This window comes from Amycolatopsis sp. lyj-112 (genome assembly GCF_046549055.1).
Classification (GTDB): Bacteria; Actinomycetota; Actinomycetes; order Mycobacteriales; family Pseudonocardiaceae; genus Amycolatopsis.
In genome coordinates this window covers 317,940-335,164 of sequence record NZ_JAJPWS010000002.1, presented here as the reverse complement: position 1 = coordinate 335,164, position 17,225 = coordinate 317,940, and the positions used below count along the sequence as shown (strand labels likewise).

13 protein-coding genes are annotated in these 17,225 nt (G+C 68.9%); 3 read left to right on the top strand and 10 right to left on the bottom strand.

The window, feature by feature from the left end; all coding sequences use genetic code 11:
* Positions 1–2 precede the first annotated feature (2 nt).
* Positions 3–2,192 (top strand): RNA polymerase recycling motor ATPase HelR, encoded by a 2,190-nt coding sequence (gene helR / locus ACLJRL_RS08355; protein WP_410655495.1) that lies wholly within the window; start codon positions 3–5, stop codon positions 2,190–2,192.
* On the opposite strand, the gene ACLJRL_RS08350 is transcribed toward helR, so the two are convergent.
* The 5 genes from ACLJRL_RS08350 to ACLJRL_RS08330 are packed head-to-tail and all read right to left on the bottom strand — an operon-like array spanning position 2,179 to position 6,488.
* A complete protein-coding gene (locus ACLJRL_RS08350) occupies positions 2,179–3,048 on the bottom strand; it encodes a biotin-dependent carboxyltransferase family protein (protein WP_410655494.1) in 870 nt (289 codons plus the stop codon). The genes helR and ACLJRL_RS08350 overlap by 14 nt on opposite strands.
* Positions 3,045–3,659 (bottom strand): 5-oxoprolinase subunit B family protein, encoded by a 615-nt coding sequence (locus ACLJRL_RS08345; RefSeq protein ID WP_410655493.1) that lies wholly within the window; start codon positions 3,657–3,659, stop codon positions 3,045–3,047. The genes ACLJRL_RS08350 and ACLJRL_RS08345 overlap by 4 nt, the downstream gene beginning before the upstream one ends.
* Complete coding sequence (locus tag ACLJRL_RS08340; protein WP_410655492.1) at positions 3,659–4,417, bottom strand: LamB/YcsF family protein; 759 nt, start codon at positions 4,415–4,417, stop codon at positions 3,659–3,661. The genes ACLJRL_RS08345 and ACLJRL_RS08340 overlap by 1 nt, the downstream gene beginning before the upstream one ends.
* Positions 4,417–5,211 carry a putative hydro-lyase gene (locus ACLJRL_RS08335; RefSeq protein WP_410655491.1) on the bottom strand — a complete coding sequence of 265 codons (795 nt, stop codon included), beginning with the start codon at positions 5,209–5,211 and terminating at the stop codon, positions 4,417–4,419. The genes ACLJRL_RS08340 and ACLJRL_RS08335 overlap by 1 nt, the downstream gene beginning before the upstream one ends.
* Positions 5,212–5,237: 26 nt before the next feature.
* Positions 5,238–6,488, bottom strand: coding sequence for an MFS transporter (locus tag ACLJRL_RS08330; RefSeq protein ID WP_410655490.1), 1,251 nt, complete (start codon positions 6,486–6,488; stop codon positions 5,238–5,240).
* A gap of 181 nt (positions 6,489–6,669) precedes the next feature.
* Between ACLJRL_RS08330 and ACLJRL_RS08325 the strand changes: the two genes are divergently transcribed.
* On the top strand, positions 6,670–7,326 hold the full coding sequence (locus tag ACLJRL_RS08325; RefSeq protein ID WP_410656150.1) for a GntR family transcriptional regulator: 657 nt from the start codon (positions 6,670–6,672) through the stop codon (positions 7,324–7,326).
* A gap of 70 nt (positions 7,327–7,396) precedes the next feature.
* On the opposite strand, the gene ACLJRL_RS08320 is transcribed toward ACLJRL_RS08325, so the two are convergent.
* The 3 genes from ACLJRL_RS08320 to ACLJRL_RS08310 form a co-directional block, all read right to left on the bottom strand.
* Positions 7,397–9,241 (bottom strand): ricin-type beta-trefoil lectin domain protein, encoded by a 1,845-nt coding sequence (locus tag ACLJRL_RS08320; RefSeq protein ID WP_410655489.1) that lies wholly within the window; start codon positions 9,239–9,241, stop codon positions 7,397–7,399.
* Positions 9,238–10,494, bottom strand: coding sequence for an RICIN domain-containing protein (locus ACLJRL_RS08315; protein WP_410655488.1), 1,257 nt, complete (start codon positions 10,492–10,494; stop codon positions 9,238–9,240). The genes ACLJRL_RS08320 and ACLJRL_RS08315 overlap by 4 nt, the downstream gene beginning before the upstream one ends.
* Before the next feature lie 440 nt (positions 10,495–10,934).
* A complete protein-coding gene (locus ACLJRL_RS08310; protein ID WP_410655487.1) occupies positions 10,935–12,182 on the bottom strand; it encodes an ROK family protein in 1,248 nt (415 codons plus the stop codon).
* Positions 12,183–12,323: 141 nt separating this feature from the next.
* On the opposite strand from ACLJRL_RS08310, the gene ACLJRL_RS08305 reads away from it, so the two are divergent.
* The gene (locus ACLJRL_RS08305; protein ID WP_410655486.1) at positions 12,324–13,721 is read left to right on the top strand and encodes a GH1 family beta-glucosidase; all 1,398 of its coding nucleotides are present in this window, start codon (positions 12,324–12,326) and stop codon (positions 13,719–13,721) included.
* Here ACLJRL_RS08305 and ACLJRL_RS08300 read toward each other — a convergent pair.
* Together ACLJRL_RS08300 and ACLJRL_RS08295 are read right to left on the bottom strand one after the other, a co-directional pair.
* The gene (locus ACLJRL_RS08300; protein WP_410655485.1) at positions 13,693–14,835 is read right to left on the bottom strand and encodes an acyl-CoA dehydrogenase family protein; all 1,143 of its coding nucleotides are present in this window, start codon (positions 14,833–14,835) and stop codon (positions 13,693–13,695) included. The two genes, ACLJRL_RS08305 and ACLJRL_RS08300, sit on opposite strands and share 29 nt — an antisense overlap.
* A complete protein-coding gene (locus ACLJRL_RS08295; RefSeq protein ID WP_410655484.1) occupies positions 14,832–17,183 on the bottom strand; it encodes a bifunctional salicylyl-CoA 5-hydroxylase/oxidoreductase in 2,352 nt (783 codons plus the stop codon). Before ACLJRL_RS08295 ends, ACLJRL_RS08300 begins: the two co-directional genes overlap by 4 nt.
* Positions 17,184–17,225: the final 42 nt, after the last annotated feature.

Here is a 17,225-nt window from a genome sequence, read left to right as displayed (position 1 = left end):
CTGTGTCCGAACAGGAGCAGTACGAAGAAGAACTGCGGTCCGAGCGGAGCTACGTGGCCGGGCTCTACACGCAGCTCGATGCCGAGCGCGCACGGGTGAAGGGGGAGTACGAGGCGGCCGTGAGGGGAACCGGCGGGACGCCCATGGAGCGCGACGTCCAGGTGCGCGCGTCGGCCAAGGAGGCCAAGCGGCTGTCCGTCGCCGACGACGGCTTGTGCTTCGGGCGGCTGGATTCGTTGTCGGGCGAGCAGTCCTACATCGGCCGGATCGGCCTCTTCGACGAGGAGAACGACTACGAACCGAGGCTGCTCGACTGGCGGGCACCGGCCGCGCGCCCGTTCTACGTCGCGACCGGCGCGAACCCGGAGAAGATGCGCCGTCGTCGCCAGTTCCACACGCACGGGCGTGAGGTGGCCGGCTTCACCGACGAGGTCCTGGGCCGACCGGACGATGAGGCGCAGGGCGACGCTGCTCTGCTCGCGGCGGTCAACGCTCCGCGCGGGACCGGGATGCGCGACATCGTGGCGACGATCCAGGCCGAGCAGGACGCGATCATCCGGCTCGATCACCAGGGCGTCGTGGTGATCGAAGGTGGTCCGGGCACCGGGAAGACCGTCGTGGCACTGCACCGCGTCGCGTATCTGCTCTACACCCAGCGGGAGCGGATGGAACGTCACGGCGTGCTCGTCGTCGGGCCCAACCCGGCGTTCCTGAACCACATCGGCCGTGTCCTGCCGTCGCTGGGCGAGACCGACGTGGTGTTCATGACCACCGGCGATCTCGTGCCCGGTAAGAAGGTCACCGCCGAGGACGAGCCGGAAGCCGCGCGGCTCAAGGGATCGCTGAAGATGCTCGACGTCCTCGCGGCGGCGATCGCCGATCGGCAACGGCTTCCCGAGCAGCCGTTGCCGATCGAACTGCGCGACGTCACGGTGCGGATCGACGCCGAGACCGCGGAATGGGCCAGGCAGGAGGCCCGCGACAGCGGACTGCCGCATAACGAGGCCCGCGCGGTGTTCACCGACATCGTCACGTACGTGCTCACCGAACGGGCGATCGCCCGGATCGGCAAGGGCTGGCTGAGCCGGTCGGACCGCGAAGAATGGGAGCAGCTGCGCAAAGATCTGCTCAAGGAACTCGCGGGTGAGACGAAGTTCGTCGCCGCACTCGACGAACTCTGGCCGATCCTGACGCCGGAAACCCTGCTGGCACCGCTGTTCTCGTCGGCCGGACGGCTGCGCGCGGCAGGTGGCGACTCGGCGTTGTCCCGGGCTGTCGGCGAAGCCTGGACGGTGTCGGACATCCCGCTGCTCGACGAACTGGTCGACCTGCTGGGCCGCGACAAAGCGGCGGACAAGGCCGCGGAGCAGGCGGCCGAGCGGGAACGGAAGGCCGAAGCCGAGTACGCCGAGGGCGTGATGGCGGGGATGAAGCTGGACCGCGAGGAAATGGACGAAGACGTCCTGCTGTCCGCCGACAACCTGCTCTTCGGCGGCGAACTGGCCGATCGTTTCGTCGAGCACGACACGCGCAGCCTCGTCGAACGGGCCGCCGCGGACCGGGACTGGACCTACCGGCACGTCGTGGTCGACGAGGCGCAGGAACTGTCCGAAATGGACTGGCGGGTGCTGATGCGGCGTTGTCCTGGCCGATCCTTCACGGTCGTGGGAGATCTCGCCCAGCGCCGGTCGGAGGCCGGGGCGAGGGCGTGGGGCGACATGCTGGAGCCGTACGTCCCCGGCCGCTGGCTCTACCGGTCGATGACGGTGAACTACCGGACCCCGGCGGAGATCATGGCCGTCGCCGCGGACGTGCTCGCCGATTTCGCACCCCAGGTCGAGCCGCCGGAATCGGTGCGTTCGTGCGGTGTCCAGCCGTGGTCCAAGCGCGTCACCGAGGACGAATTGTCCGCCGTCGTCGAGGAATTCGTGCGGGACGAAGCCGGGCGAGAGGGCACCAGCGTCGTGATCGGGCCGCCGGACGTGCCGGGTGCGGTGCCGGCGTCGGAGACGAAGGGCCTGGAGTTCGACGCCGTCCTGGTGGTGGACCCGGAACGGATCCTCGCCGACGGCCCGCGTGGCGCGGCCGAACTCTACGTCGCGCTCACCCGGGCGACCCAGCGCCTCGGCGTCCTGCACCGCGGCGAGTTGCCGCCGGTGCTGTCCGGGCTCACCGAAGTCAAGCCGGAGTAAGGGAACGCCGGAACCGCACCCGCTGGCCTGGGCGCACTTGCGCCGCCAGATCCAGATCGTCCTCGTCGACCACCGCGAGCACCGGATACCCGCCGGTGACCGGGTGGTCGGCGAGGAACAGGATCGGCTGCCCCGACGGCGGGATCTGCAACGCGCCGGGCACCGCGGCCTCCGGGGGAAGTTCGCCGGTGCGCGCCCGGGAAAGCACGGGGCCGCCGAGCCGCACGCCGACGCGGTCGACGTCGGCGGTGGCGGTGTATTCGCCGGTGACCAAAGTGGACAGTGCGTCGCCGGTGAACCAGTCCAGCCGCGGTCCGGGTGTCACGCGCAACACCGGCTCGTCCGGCAGATCCGGCCGGGGAGCGAGATCGACACCGGGATGCTCCAGAACCCGTTGTCCCACCGGCAAGGTCATCCCGGCCGACAGCGCGGGCGGACCCAGTTTGCCGAGGGTGTCGGTGGCGCGGGCGCCGAGGACGGGTGCGACGTCTACGCCGCCACGAACGGCGACGTAGCAGCGCAGGCCTTTGGTGGCCATCCCGAGGACGAGTTCCTCGCCGGGTCCTAAAAGGATCGGTGCATGGGGGCCGGCGGCCCGGCCCCCCGCGGTGATCGCGCAGGGCGCGCCGGTGACGGCGACCGTGGTGTGGGTGGAGAAGCGCAGCACGAGCCCGCCCAACGTCGCCTCGATGGCCGCGTTGTGTTCGGGGTTGCCCACCAGCCGGTTGGCCAGCCGCAGCGCGCCGCGGTCGGCGGCGCCGGACCGGCCGACCCCGATCGCTGCCAGCCCGGGGCGGCCGAGATCCTGGACGGTGGCGAAGATCCCGGGCCGGACGACTTCGATCTTCGCGGTCATCGGCCCGTTCCGGTGAACCGGATCCGGGTGCCCGGGGTGAGCAGGTTCGGCGGGTCCCGTTCGACGTCCCATACCGGCACGGTGGTCCGCCCGATCAGCTGCCAGCCGCCGGGCGAGGCGTGCGGGTACACCGCCGTGTACTCGCCGGCGATGGCGACCGAACCGGCCGGGACCCGCGTGCGCGGGCTCGACCGCCGGGGCAGGTGCAGTGCGGTGTCGAGTCCGGTCAGATAGGCGAAACCCGGTGCGAATCCACAGAAAGCCGAGACGTAGGTGCCGTCCTCGTGCCGCCGGACGACGGCCTCGGCCGACATCCCGGCGGCGGCCGCTACGTCGGCCAGATCCGGGCCGTCGTAGCGGACCGGGACGACGATCTCGGCGGTCTCCCGTGGCGCTAGGTCCACAGTGGACCGTCCGATGACGTCACCGGCGAGCCGGTCGTGGTGCGTCCGGCCCGGGTCGAACCGGATGAGCAGGGTCCGCGCTGCCGGCACGAGTTCGACGACGCCGTCCGGCGGATCCTGCTCCAGTGACGCGTGCAGCCCGAGCACCTCCGACGGCTCGTCGAAGTCGACCATGGCCGCACGCGCCCCGTAGGGCAGCACTCGCATCACGAAGCCTCGAGGAACGATCCGATGTGGACACCCGAATCACTGAGCCCCGCGCGGATCCGCTTCGCCAGCTCGACGGCGCCAGGGGTATCACCGTGCACGCACAGCGAATCCGGCTTGAGCGCCAGTTCGGTCCCGTCCTCGGCGACGACCTTGCCGGTGGTCGCCATCACGACCGCCCGGTCGGCCACCTCGTCGGCGTCGTGCAGGACCGCGCCGGGCAGTTTCCTCGACACCAGAAGGCCTTCCGGTGTGTACGCCCGGTCCGCGAACGCCTCGGCGTACGCGGGGAAACCGGCCTTTTCCGCTTGCTTGGCCATTTCCGAGCCGGGCGGGCACAGCAGCGCGAGCGCGGGATAGAACCGGCGGATCCCTTCGACCACCGCGCCCGCCTGCTCCGGATCCACGGAAGCGGTGTTGTACAAGGCCCCGTGCGGTTTGACGTACCGAACCCGCGTGCCGGCCGCCCGCGCGAACGCGTCGAGAGCACCGATCTGGTAGAGCACGTCGTCGGTCAGGTCGGCGGGGGCGACGTCCATCGCCCGCCGCCCGAACCCGGCCAGATCGCGGTAGGCCACGTGGGCGCCGACGACGACGCCCCGTTCCGCGGCGCGTTCGCAGACGCGCCGCATCACCGACGGGTCCCCGGCGTGGAACCCGCACGCGACGTTCGCGCTGGTGACGATGTCGAGCATGGCGTCGTCGTCGCCCATCTTCCAGGCGCCGAACCCCTCGCCCAGGTCACTGTTGAGATCCATCAGGCCACCCGGAATTCACTGTCGAGCTTGTCGGTCACGAACATGTAGCCCGGCGCGTGCGTGATCGCGAACGGCGGCCGCGAGGCCATCAGCGCCGCCTGCGGGGTCACCCCGCACGCCCAGAACACCGGCACGTCACCGGGTTCCGCGTCGACCGGATCCCCGAAATCGGGTTTGCCCAGATCGGTGATGCCGAGCGCGGCGGGGTCCCCGATATGCACGGGAGCACCGTGCACGGCGGGCATCCCGCGAGTGATGCGCACGGCTTCGTCGACGCGGTCTTCGGGGATCTGCCGCATCGAGACGACCATCGGCCCGTGGAGCCGTCCGGCGGGGACGCACTCCCGGTTCGTCAGGTACATCGCCACATTGCGGCCCTGATCGACGTGCCGCAGCGGGATCCCCGCCCCGGCCAGCGCCGATTCGAAGGTGAAACTGCAGCCGATCGAGAACGCGACCATGTCGCTGCGCCACAGCCCGCTCGCGTCCTTCAGTTCGCTGGACAGCGCGCCGTTGTGCCAGACGCGGTAGCGCGGCAGGTCGGTGCGCAGATCCGCGCCGGCCGCCAACCGGGTCGACGGGTCGCCCGGATCGCTGACGTCGAGCACCGGACAGGGCTGAGGGTTTCGCTGGCAGAACAGCAGGACGTCGTACGCCCAGTCCTCGGGGACGGCGATCAGATTGGTCTGGGTGAAACCGTTCGCCCAGCCGGTGGTCGGCCGCGCCGTGCCCGAGCGGAACAGGGCGCGGGCCTCTCCCGGGGTCATCGTCGCCGGTTCGTCGAAAGTGGTCATCGCGGTGCCTCCCGTTCCGATGGTCGTCACAGCAGTTCGCGGCCGCGAGTCTCGGGCAGGCCGAGCAGGGCCAGGATGGCGATGCCGTACCCGACCGCGCCGAACACCATCGCGCCGCCCGCGCCGAGGAAACCGACCACGGCGGGGAAGGTCGCGCCGATGGCCCGGCCGAGGTTGTAGGTGAAACCCTGCCCGGTGCCGCGCAGCGCCGAGGGGTACAGCTCGGCGAGGAAGGCGCCGAACCCGCTGAAGATCGCGGACATCGAGAACCCGAGCGGGAAGCCGAGGAACAACACGAGCGTGTTCGCGCCCGACGGGATCTGGGTGTACGCGATGATCAGGCCCGCCGACAGCACCGAGAAGAGCAAGAAGGTTTTCTTGCGCCCCAAGATATCCGTGAGATAGCCGCCGCACACGTACCCGATGAAGGCGCCGGAGATCAGGAAGGCGAGATAGCCGCCGGTGCCGATGACGGTGAGGCCGCGGGTGGTCTTCAGGTAGCTCGGCAGCCAGGTCGCGAGGGTGTAGTAACCGCCCTGGACACCGGTGGCGAGCAGTGCGGCGAAGAACGTGGTGCGCAGCAGGTCGGGCTTGAAGATGCCCTTGAACGAACCGCGGTTCTTCTTGGTGGCCCGCGCCGTCTCGGCGATGGGTGCGTCCTTGACGTTGCGTCGGACCCACAGCACGAACAGTGCCGGGATGACGCCGGTCCAGAACATGACGCGCCAGGCGACGTCCGGGCTGAACATGCTGAACACGACGGTGTAGACGACGACCGAAAGTGCCCAGCCGACCGCCCACGCGCTCTGCACGAAGGCGACCGTGCGGCCGCGGTAGCGAGACTGCGAGTACTCGGCCACCAGCGCGGCGCCGGCGGCCCACTCGCCGCCGAAGCCCAGACCCTGCAGGGCGCGGAAGACCAGGAGCATTTCGAAGTTCTGCGCGAACCCGCAGAGCACGGTGAAGATCGTGTACATCGCGATGGTGATCTGCAGGGTGCGCACGCGGCCGATGCGGTCGGCCAGGATGCCGGCGCCGATACCGCCGATCGCCGAGACCACCAGCGTCGTCGTGCCGAGCAGGCCCGCCTCGCCCCCGGACAGGCCGTAGTAGGCGGTGATCGCGGCCAGGCCCAGCGGCAGGGTCTGGTAGTCGAACGAATCGAGCCCATATCCGCCGAACGCGCCTACGAAAGCACGTTGACCGCGCTTACCGAGCGTGCGGAACCAAGCGAAGGGGCGTGTGTCTTCGGTGGTCGTGGTGGCTGACGCGTTCATCGGCACCTCCAGGGGTGTACCACATCGTGGCACGGGTCACATGGAAAGCCACTGTAGGTATTGTTCAACAATTCCACAAGAGGATCCTTGGCTTGACCTCATGTCGGTAGGTAGGATCGGTCACGTGACGTTCACGGAGGGTGGTCCTGCCTCGGTTCAGGGACTCGAAGCGGATCGCGGCATGATCAGCCGCACCAGCACCGCCGAGCGGGTCGCGGGCGTCCTGCGCACGCGGATCGCGGAAGGTTTCTTCCTGCCGGGGGTACGGCTCTCGGAACAGGACATCGGCTCGGCGCTCGGCGTCTCACGCAACACGCTGCGCGAGGCGTTCCGGCTGCTCACGCACGAGCGGCTGCTGGCGCACGAGCTCAATCGCGGTGTCTTCGTGCGGGTGCTCAGCGTCGAGGACGTCGTCGACCTCTACAAGGTGCGCAAGGTCGTCGAGTGCTCCGCCGTCCGTGCGGTGACGGAGAAGCCGGCGACGTTCGCGAAGCTCGCGCGGATGGTCGAGGACGGCAAGCTCGCCGAGCGCGGCGAGCGCTGGCAGGATCTCGGCACCGCGAATATCCGGTTCCACTCGGCGATCGCGGAACTCGGTGGCAGCGAACGGATCGACGAGCTGATGCGCGGCATCTTCGCCGAGCTGCGGCTGGTGTTCCACATGATGGCCGACCCGCGGCGCTTCCACGAGCCGTACCTCAAGCGCAACGCCGAGATCCTGGAGCGCATCGAGGCCGGTGACGGCGTCGGCGCCGAAGCGCTTCTCGCCCAGTACTTCGTCGACGCGGAGGCTCAGCTCGTCGAGGCCTACGCCGAACGCGCCCAAGCCCGCGATTAGTCCTCTAGTCGCTGTAGTTCGTGGTGCGAACCAGCGCAACTAGAGGACGAAACGCGGGAATGGGGAGGGGTCAGGGAGTGGTCCACTTTTGGTTGGCGGCGCCGGTGCAGGCCCAGATCTGCAGGCGAGTGCCGTTGGCCGAGGTGTTCCCGGTGGCGTCCAGGCACTTGCCCGAACCCGGGTTCACCAGGTCCCGTGCGGCGTTCGCCGCCCATCTCTGGTTCGCCCCGCCCGCGCAGTCCCAGAGCTGCAGCTGTGCGCCGTCCGCCGTGGACATCCCGGTGACGTCGAGGCATTTGCCCAGCGCCCGCGCCGTGCCGTCGGCCTCGAACGACCACTGCTGAGCGCTCGAACCGTTGCAGTCGTACAGCTGCACCGGAGTCCCGTTCGCGCTGCTCGATCCCGCGACGTCGACGCATTTGCCGCCGAGCCCGGTGATCGCCCCGGTGCGGGCGCCGCCGCCCGACTGCGTGCCGGACCAGGTGAAGGTCGCCGACGTCGACGCGGGCAGGGTGTAGCTGAACGACTGCCCACCCCAGTTGACCCGCACGTTCTGGCCGGTGCCGCTGGTGTTGTGCGCGATCAGCGCCTTCGAGCCGTCCGCGTTCTTCCACGCGACGTTCCGCACCGCGGAGTTGTCGTTGGAGGAGATCCGGTACGCCCCCGGCTTCACGAACTTCGTCAGGTGGCCCATCGTGTAGTACTCGACGGTGTAGTCGACCTGCCCGTGCCGTGAATCTCCATTGTGGACGGTGATCAGGCCGGTGCAGGTACCGCAGCCGCCGTTGTGCGGACCCATGTTCTGGTCCACCGCGAGGCTCCACTTGATGAAGCTCTTGCTCCAGTTCCGGGTGTAGTCGACGATGTTCGCCATATCCTCACCCTGCTGGTGACTCACCCACGTCCCGCCCGAATGCTCGGTGCTGTAGGCGTTCACGTTCGGGTACTGGTTGTGCACCGTCGTCTGCTGGGTGACGTCGCCGCCATAACCGTGCCACGCCATCCCGCCGAAGTTCGGGTCGTTGCGGATCGACGCGTCGTCCATCGTGGGCGCGGCGTATTCGGCGTACTTGTCCCAGTTCCAGTCGAGTGCGAGGACCTTTGTGGACAGTCCGGCGCCCTTCAGGGACGGCAGCAGGTTGGTCTTCGTGAAGTACTGGAGACCGCCGCCGTTCCAGTTCATCGACGGGTAGCTCGCGCAGCACGTCGGCTCGTTCTGCACGGACACGTAATGGATCGGGACGCCCTGCGCCTGATACGCCTGGATGTACTTCACGAAATACTGGGCGTACGCCGGGTAGTACTCGGACTTCAGCCAGCCGAGCTTGAAGTCGCCGTTGTCCTTCATCCACGGCGGCGCGCTCCACGGCGACGCCATCACCTTCGTGGCCGGGTTGATCTGCCGCGCCTGTTTGGTCAGCGGCAGGATGTCGTCGAGATCGTGCGCGATGGAGAACTTCGTCAGGTTCGGATCGGTCTGCCCGGCGGGAAGATCGTCGAACGAGTAACTGAACCGCGCGAGGTCCGAAGAACCCAGCGGGTTGCGGATGAAGTTCACGCCGATCCCCGAGACGGGGTCGAACAGCTTGCGCATGGTCTCGTCGCGAGTCGCCTGCGACAGCGCGCCACTGCCCTTCATCAGCCACGCCGCGGTGTCGGTGAACGACGCCCCGGCGCCCTCGAACTGTTGGTACGTGGTGTTTTCGTCGATCGTGATGGTCTGCTGACCCGTTCCCGCGCCGGCGGCGAAGTTGACGGGCGACTGCTGCTGCAGCCCTCGCGTGACTTTCACGCCGCGGGAGTCGTCGGTCGTGGTGAGCCAGATGTTGACGGCTTCACCGGCGGCCTGCGCCGGAGTGGCGACGAGGGTGGCCGCCGCGATCACCGCGGCGCCGAGAAGCGGCAGCTTTCTCACGGGGTCGTCCACTTCTGGTTGGCGCCACCGCCGCAGGTCCAGAGCTGGAGCCTGGTCCCGTTCGCGGAGGTGTTCCCGGTGGCGTCGAGACACTTGTTCGCCTGCGGGTTGACGATGTCCCGTGCGCCGCTCACCGTCCATCGCTGCGCGCCGGAACCGTTGCAGTCGTACAACTGGATGGCCGCGCCGTCCGCGGTGGACCCACCGGCGACGTCCAGGCACTTGCCCAGTGCGCGGATCGTGCCGTCACCGCCCATGGTCCAGTTCTGCGCGGCGTTGCCGTTGCAGTCGGTGATCTGGATCGGGGTGCCGTTGGAACTGTTCGCGGCGGCGACGTCGACGCATTTCCCGCCGATACCGGTGATCCGGCCGGTGTTCCCGGCCGTGTTGCTGGAGTTGACGTGCACGTAGTCGACGACGAGACGCTGCGGGAAGACGGTGCTGGAGTTCGGGTCACCCGGCCAGTACCCGCCGACGGCGAGGTTCAGGATCAGGTAGAAGGGGTGGTCGAAGACCCAGCGGTTTCCGTTGAGGTCGGCCGGGGTGCGCGTCTGGTACAGGTTCCCGTCGACGTACCACTTGATCTGGTTCGGGGCCCAGTCGACGGCGTAGGTGTGGAAGTCGTCGGAGAAATTCGGCCCGTTGTAGCCCGCGCCGATCCCGCCCGCGCCGGAGTAACCGGGGCCGTGCAGGGTGCCGTGCACGGTGTTCGGTTCGAAGCCGACGTTCTCCATGATGTCGATCTCGCCGCTGTTGGGCCAGCCGACGTTGCCGATGTCGGCGCCGAGCATCCAGAACGCGGGCCACATCCCTTGTCCGCGCGGCAGTTTCATGCGCGCTTCGAACCGGCCGTAGGTCTGGGTGAACTGCCCCTGGGTGGACAGCCGGGCCGACGTGTACTCGCAGCGGCCGTACCAGCAGTTGTAGTTGCCGGGGTTCTCTTTCTTCGCGGTGATGACCAGGTTGCCCTGGCCGTCGAGCGCCGCGTTGCTGGTTCCCGACGTGTACCACTGCCGTTCGTGGTTGTTGACGTTGTCGCCGGTTTCGAAGTGCCACTTGGACCCGTCGATACCGGCGCCCGCGGCGCCGTTGAAGTCGTCGGTGAAGGTGGCCGCCATGACCGCCGCGTCGGAAACCGGGGCGGCGGAGGCCGGAGCCTGGGCGGTGGCGGGGAGCGAGCCGAGCAGCACGCCGGCGGCGAGGAGAGCCGCGGTCCTTTGTATGACGCGGCGGAAGCGGGAGGAGATGGACATCGTTGTCGCCTCTCTGAGTTTCTGGGGTGAACCCGCGTCCGCGATCGACGTCGGCAGGGCGCAGCCTGGTCATTCACGTCACGGTGGTGGACAAGGCGCCCTGCCACCGCGATAGCGGGGCCTTCGGCCGGGGCGGGTTCACGCGTGCGGTCACCTGCCCGGGTACAACTCAGCTCCGCCAAAAGGTGCTTACCGTTGGGGACCCCGCGCGGGAGAACGGAAAGCGCGGGCCGTGCCAAGGCGGCAAGGGCCGGCGGAGAGCGCCGAGCGCTTCGTGTCCACTCCGTGCCCGTTTCCGGGGCGGAGGGACCGCAGGCGGGCGGCGAAAGTACTTTGTTGTGCCTGGCAACAAAGTATGCATGGTCCGTACCATCGCGGCAAGGCTCGAGGCCAGTATTTTTTAACCTCGAATTAAGGCTGTGCAGAAGTAACGGCGCCGCTCAGGCGGCGGTGCCCCGCTTCGTCCCGGCCGTCCTGGGGTCCGCGCCCTGGTCGAGCAGGTCGGCGACCGGCAGCGTGGCGGCTCCTATGGCGACGGCGTCCGGCCCGAGCTGTCCGAGCTCGATTTCGGTCTGGTCGAACACGTGCTTCAGCGCGTGTTCGCTCGCCGAGCGCCGGATCTCGGGCAGATACGCCTCGCCCAGCGCGAGCCCGGCCCAGCCGCCCAGCACGATCCGCTCCGGGTTGAACAGGTTGACCAGGTTGCCGATCCCGGCGCCGAGGTAGCCCGCAGTCTCTTCCAGTACCTTCGCCGCGGCTTTGGACTTGCCCGCAGACTCCAGCAGGGCGGCGAACTGCGTCTGCTCGTCCTCGCCCGCGGTGGGCTTTCCGCCACGCGCCTTGCGATAGCGCGCGAGGACGCCTTCCGCGCCGACGTACGACTCCAGGCAGCCGCGCGATCCGCAGCGGCATTCCTGTCCGCCGTAGACGATCGTCGTATGGCCCCATTCGCCGGCGCTGCTGGTGGAACCGCGGTAGGTGGTGCCGTCGGCGACCACGGCCGCGCCGACCCCGGAACCGATCAGGACGATCACCGCGTGCCGGGCCCCGCGGCCGGCGCCGAACCACATTTCGCCCTGGCCCTGCGTTTTCGCGCCGTTGTCGATGAACAGGGGCAGCCCGACACCCTCCGCGCGCAGCAGATCGGTCAGCGGGACCTCTTGCCAGCCGATGGTGGGCGCGTGCACCCGCAGCGCCTCGCCCTGCTCGACGGTGCCGGGAACGCCGACGCCGACGCCGAGCACGGTCGCTTCGTCGATGCCCGATTCCGCGATCACCTCACGGATTCCCGACGCCACCTGGGTGACGGCCGCCGCTGCGTCCGGGCGCGGGGACGCGAGCGGGTGTTCGACGGTGGCGAGCCGGTTCATCGTGAGGTCGAACAGTTCGACCTTGACCCCGGTTTCGCCGATGTCGACCCCGGCGACGTGGCCGTAAGCCGGGTCTACGCGGAGCAGGACGCGCGGCCTGCCGCCGTCGGATTCGACCAGCCCGGCCTCGGTGATGAGGTTTTCCTCGCTGAGCTCGGCGGTCACGTTGCTGACGGTCGCGGCGCTCAATCCGGTCAGACCGCTCAATTCGTGGCGGCTGAGCGGGCCGTCGAAGTAGAGTTTCGACAGCAGCAGGGAACGGTTGTGCCGCCGCAGGTCACGGACGGTGGTGCGCTTGGCAGGCATGCGGATACCCATCTTATGGCGGCGGACCTGTTCAGGATGCCCCACGACCTTAGCCTCCGCCATGTATTAACTGGTGAAATAAGGCTGACCGGCCATCGGGAAGCCGGTTTTCACCCTTGTGCAGCAGGCGTTAGCCTCGCTGGAGGAGGCGCCATGAACCCGGAGGACGAGCTCGTCGGCACGCTGCCGTCCGATTTCCGGTGGGGTGTCGGTACCTCGGCTTACCAGATCGAGGGCGCGGTCGCCGAAGATGGACGAACACCGTCCATTTGGGACACCTATGGTCAGTCGCCCTGGGCGATCGACAACGGTGACACCGGCGAGGTCGCCTGCGACCACTACCACCGGATGCCCGCCGACGTCGGCTTGGTGAAGGAACTCGGCGTCGACACCTACCGGTTCTCCGTGTCCTGGCCGAGGGTGCAGCCACGCGGGCGTGGCGCCGTCAACCCCGCCGGAATCGCCTTCTACGACCGGCTTGTCGACGAACTGCTCAACAACGGCATCGACCCGTGGCTGACGCTCTACCACTGGGATCTGCCGCAGGATCTCGAAGACGCGGGCGGCTGGCCCGCGCGGGACACCGCTGTCCGTTTTGCCGACTACGCGATGCTCGTGTTCGACAAGCTGAGTGACCGTGTGCGGTACTGGACCACGCTGAGCGAGCCGTGGTGCACGGCCATGCACGGCTACGTCCACGGGGTCATGGCGCCCGGCCGCCGCGATCCTCGGGCCGGGATGGCCGCGGCGCATCACCTGCTGCTCGGCCACGGCCTTGCCGTCCGGCGCATGCGGGAACTCGCGCCCCCGGACACGCATTTCGGCATCACGCTCAACTTGAGCACCGCCGATCCGGAGACACCCAGCGACGCCGACCGTGCGGCCGCCCGGTTCGAGGACGGGCTCGGGACCCGGTTCTACCTCGACGCCCTCGTGCGCGGGAGGTATCCGGAAGACGTCGTCGAAGACCTGGCGCGGCAGGGCATCCGGCTGCCGGTCGAGCCGTGGGATCCGTCGATCATCGCGGCACCGCTGGACTTCCTGGGCGTCGACTACTACTTCGGCTCGCGTTACTCGGGGGTGGAGGTGAACGGGAGCGCGGTGGAGCATTTCGGGATGCCCGCCTTCCGCAAGGTCCCGTTCGGCGCGCCGTCGACGGTGCTCGGCTGGGAGATCCTGCCGGGCAAACTCACCGAACTGCTCGTCCGGATCACCCGGGACTATCCCGGTCTGCCCCTTTACGTCACCGAAAACGGTGCCGCGTTCGCCGACGTCCCGGACGGCACCGGCTTCGTCCGCGACGACGACCGCGCCGCGTATCTGTCCGCGCACATCGCCGCCACCGCGGCCGCGCGGCAGGCGGGCGCGGACGTCCGCGGCTACTTCGCTTGGTCCCTTTTGGACAGTTTCGAATGGGCATACGGCTACGCCAAACGACTCGGTCTCGTACGGGTCGACCGCGAGACCCAGGAGCGGACCATCAAGCAGAGCGGGCTTTTCTACCGGGACCTCGTCCAGCGGGTCAGGAAGAAGTCAGCGACCGCGCGATGATCGTCCGCTGGACCTCCGACGCGCCTTCGTAGATCCGCGGCGCCCGGACCTCGCGGTAGAGGTGTTCGAGCAGATGCCCTCGCCGCAAGGCCCGCGCGCCGTGGATCTGCACGGCGGAGTCGACGACGTACTGCGCCGTCTCGGTGGCGAACAGCTTCGCCATCGCGGCGCGGCCGGCCAGATTCCGCTCACCCGCGTCGTAGGCGGCCGCGGCGGCATAGACGAGCAGGCGGGAGGCCTCGGTCCTGGTCGCCATTTCGGCGAGGGTGTGCGCCACGGTCTGCTGGCGCAGCAACGGTCCGCCGAACGCGACCCGGGTCTGGGCATGGGCGACGGCGGCGTCGAGAGCGGCCTGGGCCATCCCGACGGCGAACGCGCCGACACTCGGCCGGAACAGGTCCAGCGTCCGCATCGCGACGCCGAAACCGCGGTCCTGTTCGCCGAGCAGTTCCTCCCGCTCCACGCGGACGCCGTCGAAAACGAGGGTGCCGATGGGGTGCGGGCTCACGAGATCCAAGTGTTCGCCGGAAAGCCCCGTGCGGTCGGCCGGGACGACGAACGCGGAGACGCCGCGCGAGCCGGCTTCCGGGGTGGTGCGGGCGAAAACGCTGTAGAAGTCCGCTTCCGGGGCGTTGGAGATCCACATCTTCTCGCCGGTGAGCCGCCAGCCGTCGCCGTCCGGTTCGGCGGACAGTTCCAGCGCGGCGGCGTCCGAGCCCGCGTTCGGTTCGGTGAGTGCGAAAGCGGCGACGGCGTCGCCCGCGGCGACCGCGGGAACCCACTTCGAGACCTGCGACTCCTGCCCGGACTGCAGCACGGGGTACGTGCCCAGCCCCTGCAGGGCCAGCGCGGTCTCGGCCTCGGTGCTCTGGCTGGCGAGGGATTCCCGCAGGATGCAGAGATCCGTGGCGGCGGCCTCCCGGCTCGGGCTGCCGCCCTCGACGCCGGGGAACAGCCGGGAAAGCAGGCCGAGCGCGCCCATTTCCTTGAGCAGCGGCCGGTTCACCGCGCCTTCGGTACCGGATTCGGCCAGGGGGCGGAGTTTCTCGGCGCCGAGCCGGCGGACCTCGTCGGCGAAGGCGCGTTGCTCCGGGCTCAGTGCGAAGGCGGTCATCGGTCGCTCCCTGGTCGCCAGCGGGCGTGTGCCGTGCCGCGTTCCCCGGAGCGCAGCAGTTCCAGCCGTGGTTTCGGGCCGTCCGTGCGGCCGCCCTGCGGTTTCCGGCGCCCGGCCGCGTACTGCTTCGGCCAGGGCATCGGATAGTCCTGCTCCGCCGCGGCGTGCAGTGTCCACTGTGGATCGTAGAGGTGGGTCCGCCCGAGTGCGCACAGATCCGCGCGCCCGGCCAGGATGAGCGAGTTGACGTCGTCGTAGGAGGAGATCGCGCCGACGGCGATCACCGCGATCCCGTGCTCTCGCCCGATTTCGTTGCGGATCCGGTCGGCGTACGGGGTCTGGTAGCTCCGGCCGTACTGGGGCTTCTCCTCGCTGACCACCTGACCGGTCGAGACGTCGATCCCGTCCGCGCCGTGCTCGGCGAAGGCGCGGGCGATCTCGACGGCGTCGTCGACGTCGATCCCGCCCTCGTGCCAGTCGGTCGCGGAGATGCGGACCGTCATCGGCTTGCCGTCGGGCCACACCTCGCGGACGGCGTCGAAGACTTCCAGCGGGAACCGCAGCCGGTTCTCCAGCGAGCCGCCGTATTCGTCGGTGCGCCGGTTCGTCAGCGGGGAGAGGAACGACGACAGCAGATAGCCGTGCGCGCAGTGCAGTTCGAGGAGGTCGAATCCGGCGCGGGCCGCGGCGCGGGCGGAGTGCGCGAACTGTTCGCGGATCTCTTGCAGCTCAGGCACGGTGAGTTCGCGCGGGGTCTGGTTCGCCGCGCTGTACGGGATCGCGGACGGGCCGCAGGTCTCCCAGTTGCCTTCCGGCAGCGGCTGGTCGATCCCGTCCCACATCAGTTTCGTCGAACCCTTGCGCCCGGAATGGCCCAGCTGGACGCCGATCCGCGCGGGAGTGTTCTCGTGGACGAAACCGGTGACCCGGGCCCAGGCCCGCTCTTGTTCCTCGGTGTACAGCCCGCCACAGCCCGGGGTGATGCGGCCGATTTCGGAGACGCAGACCATCTCGGTCATCACCAGCCCGGCGCCGCCGAGTGCCTTGCTTCCCAGGTGTACCAAGTGAAAATCGGTCGAGACGCCGTCGTCGGCGGAGTACATGTCCATCGGCGAGACGACGACGCGGTTCGGCAGTTCGAGGTCCCCGATCCGGAACGGCTGGAACATCGGCGGCCGGACGTCACTGTCCAGAGTGGAGGCGAACCAGGAGTCCAGTTCGCCCGCGAACTCGGGATCGCGCAGGCGGAGGTTGTCGTAGGTGACGCGGCGGCTGCGCGTGAGGATGTTGAACGCGAACTGCGGCGGATCCTGGTGCGTGTACTGGCCCATGTTCTCGAACCACTCCAGGCTCGCCTGCGCGGCGCGCTGGGTCGAGGTGACCACGGGGCGGCGCTCGGCCTCGTAGGCCTTCAGTCCACTGTCCATATCGGACTGTTCGTGCAGGCAGGCGGCGAGCGCGAGCGCGTCCTCCATGGCGAGTTTCGTGCCGGAACCGATGGAGAAATGCGCCGTGTGCGCGGCGTCGCCGAGCAGGACGACGTTCTCGTGCCGCCAGCTCGCGCAGCGCACGGTGGCGAACGCGGTCCATTTCGAGTTGTTGGCGAAGACCTGGTGATCGCCGAGGACCTCCGCGCACAGTTCGCGGATGACCTCGACCGACTTCTCGTCGCTCTCGCCCGGAGCGAGCGAGGTCGCGGCGATGTCACCGAACGCGCGCTGCCAGACGTCCTCGTGCAGTTCGAGGATGAACGTGCTCGCGGTGTCGCTGTAGGGATAGCCGTGGATCTGCATGATCCCGCGCGGGGTTTCGAGCACGTGGAACTTGAAGGCGTCGAAGACGAGGTCCGTGCCGAGCCAGATGTAGCGGCAGCGGCGGGTCTGGATCTCGGGGCGGAAGCTCTCGGCCAGCGCCGTGCGGGTCGGCGAGTTGACGCCGTCCGCCGCGACGACGAGGTCGTACTCCGCGCTCGCCTCGGCCACGCTCGGCGCCATCGTGCGGAAACGCACGTCCACGCCGAGTTCGGCGCAGCGTTCCTGCAGGATGCCGAGCAGCCGTTTACGGCTCATCGCGGCGAATCCGTGCCCGCCGGAAGTGGTGACCGTGCCGCGGAAATGGACGTCGATGTCGTCCCAGCGCGCGAACTCCCGCCGCATCGCCGCGTGGATCACCGGATCGGCGTGCTCGATCCCGCCGAGCGTCTCGTCGGAGAACACCACCCCGAACCCGAAGGTGTCGTCGGGCGCGTTGCGCTCCCAGACGGTGATCTCATGATCGGGATGGAGCTGTTTCGCCAGCGCGGCGAAGTAGAGCCCCGCCGGGCCTGCGCCTAACACCGCGATACGCACGTCGCCCAGGGTATGTCGCGGTATGTACGACCGTCAACGATA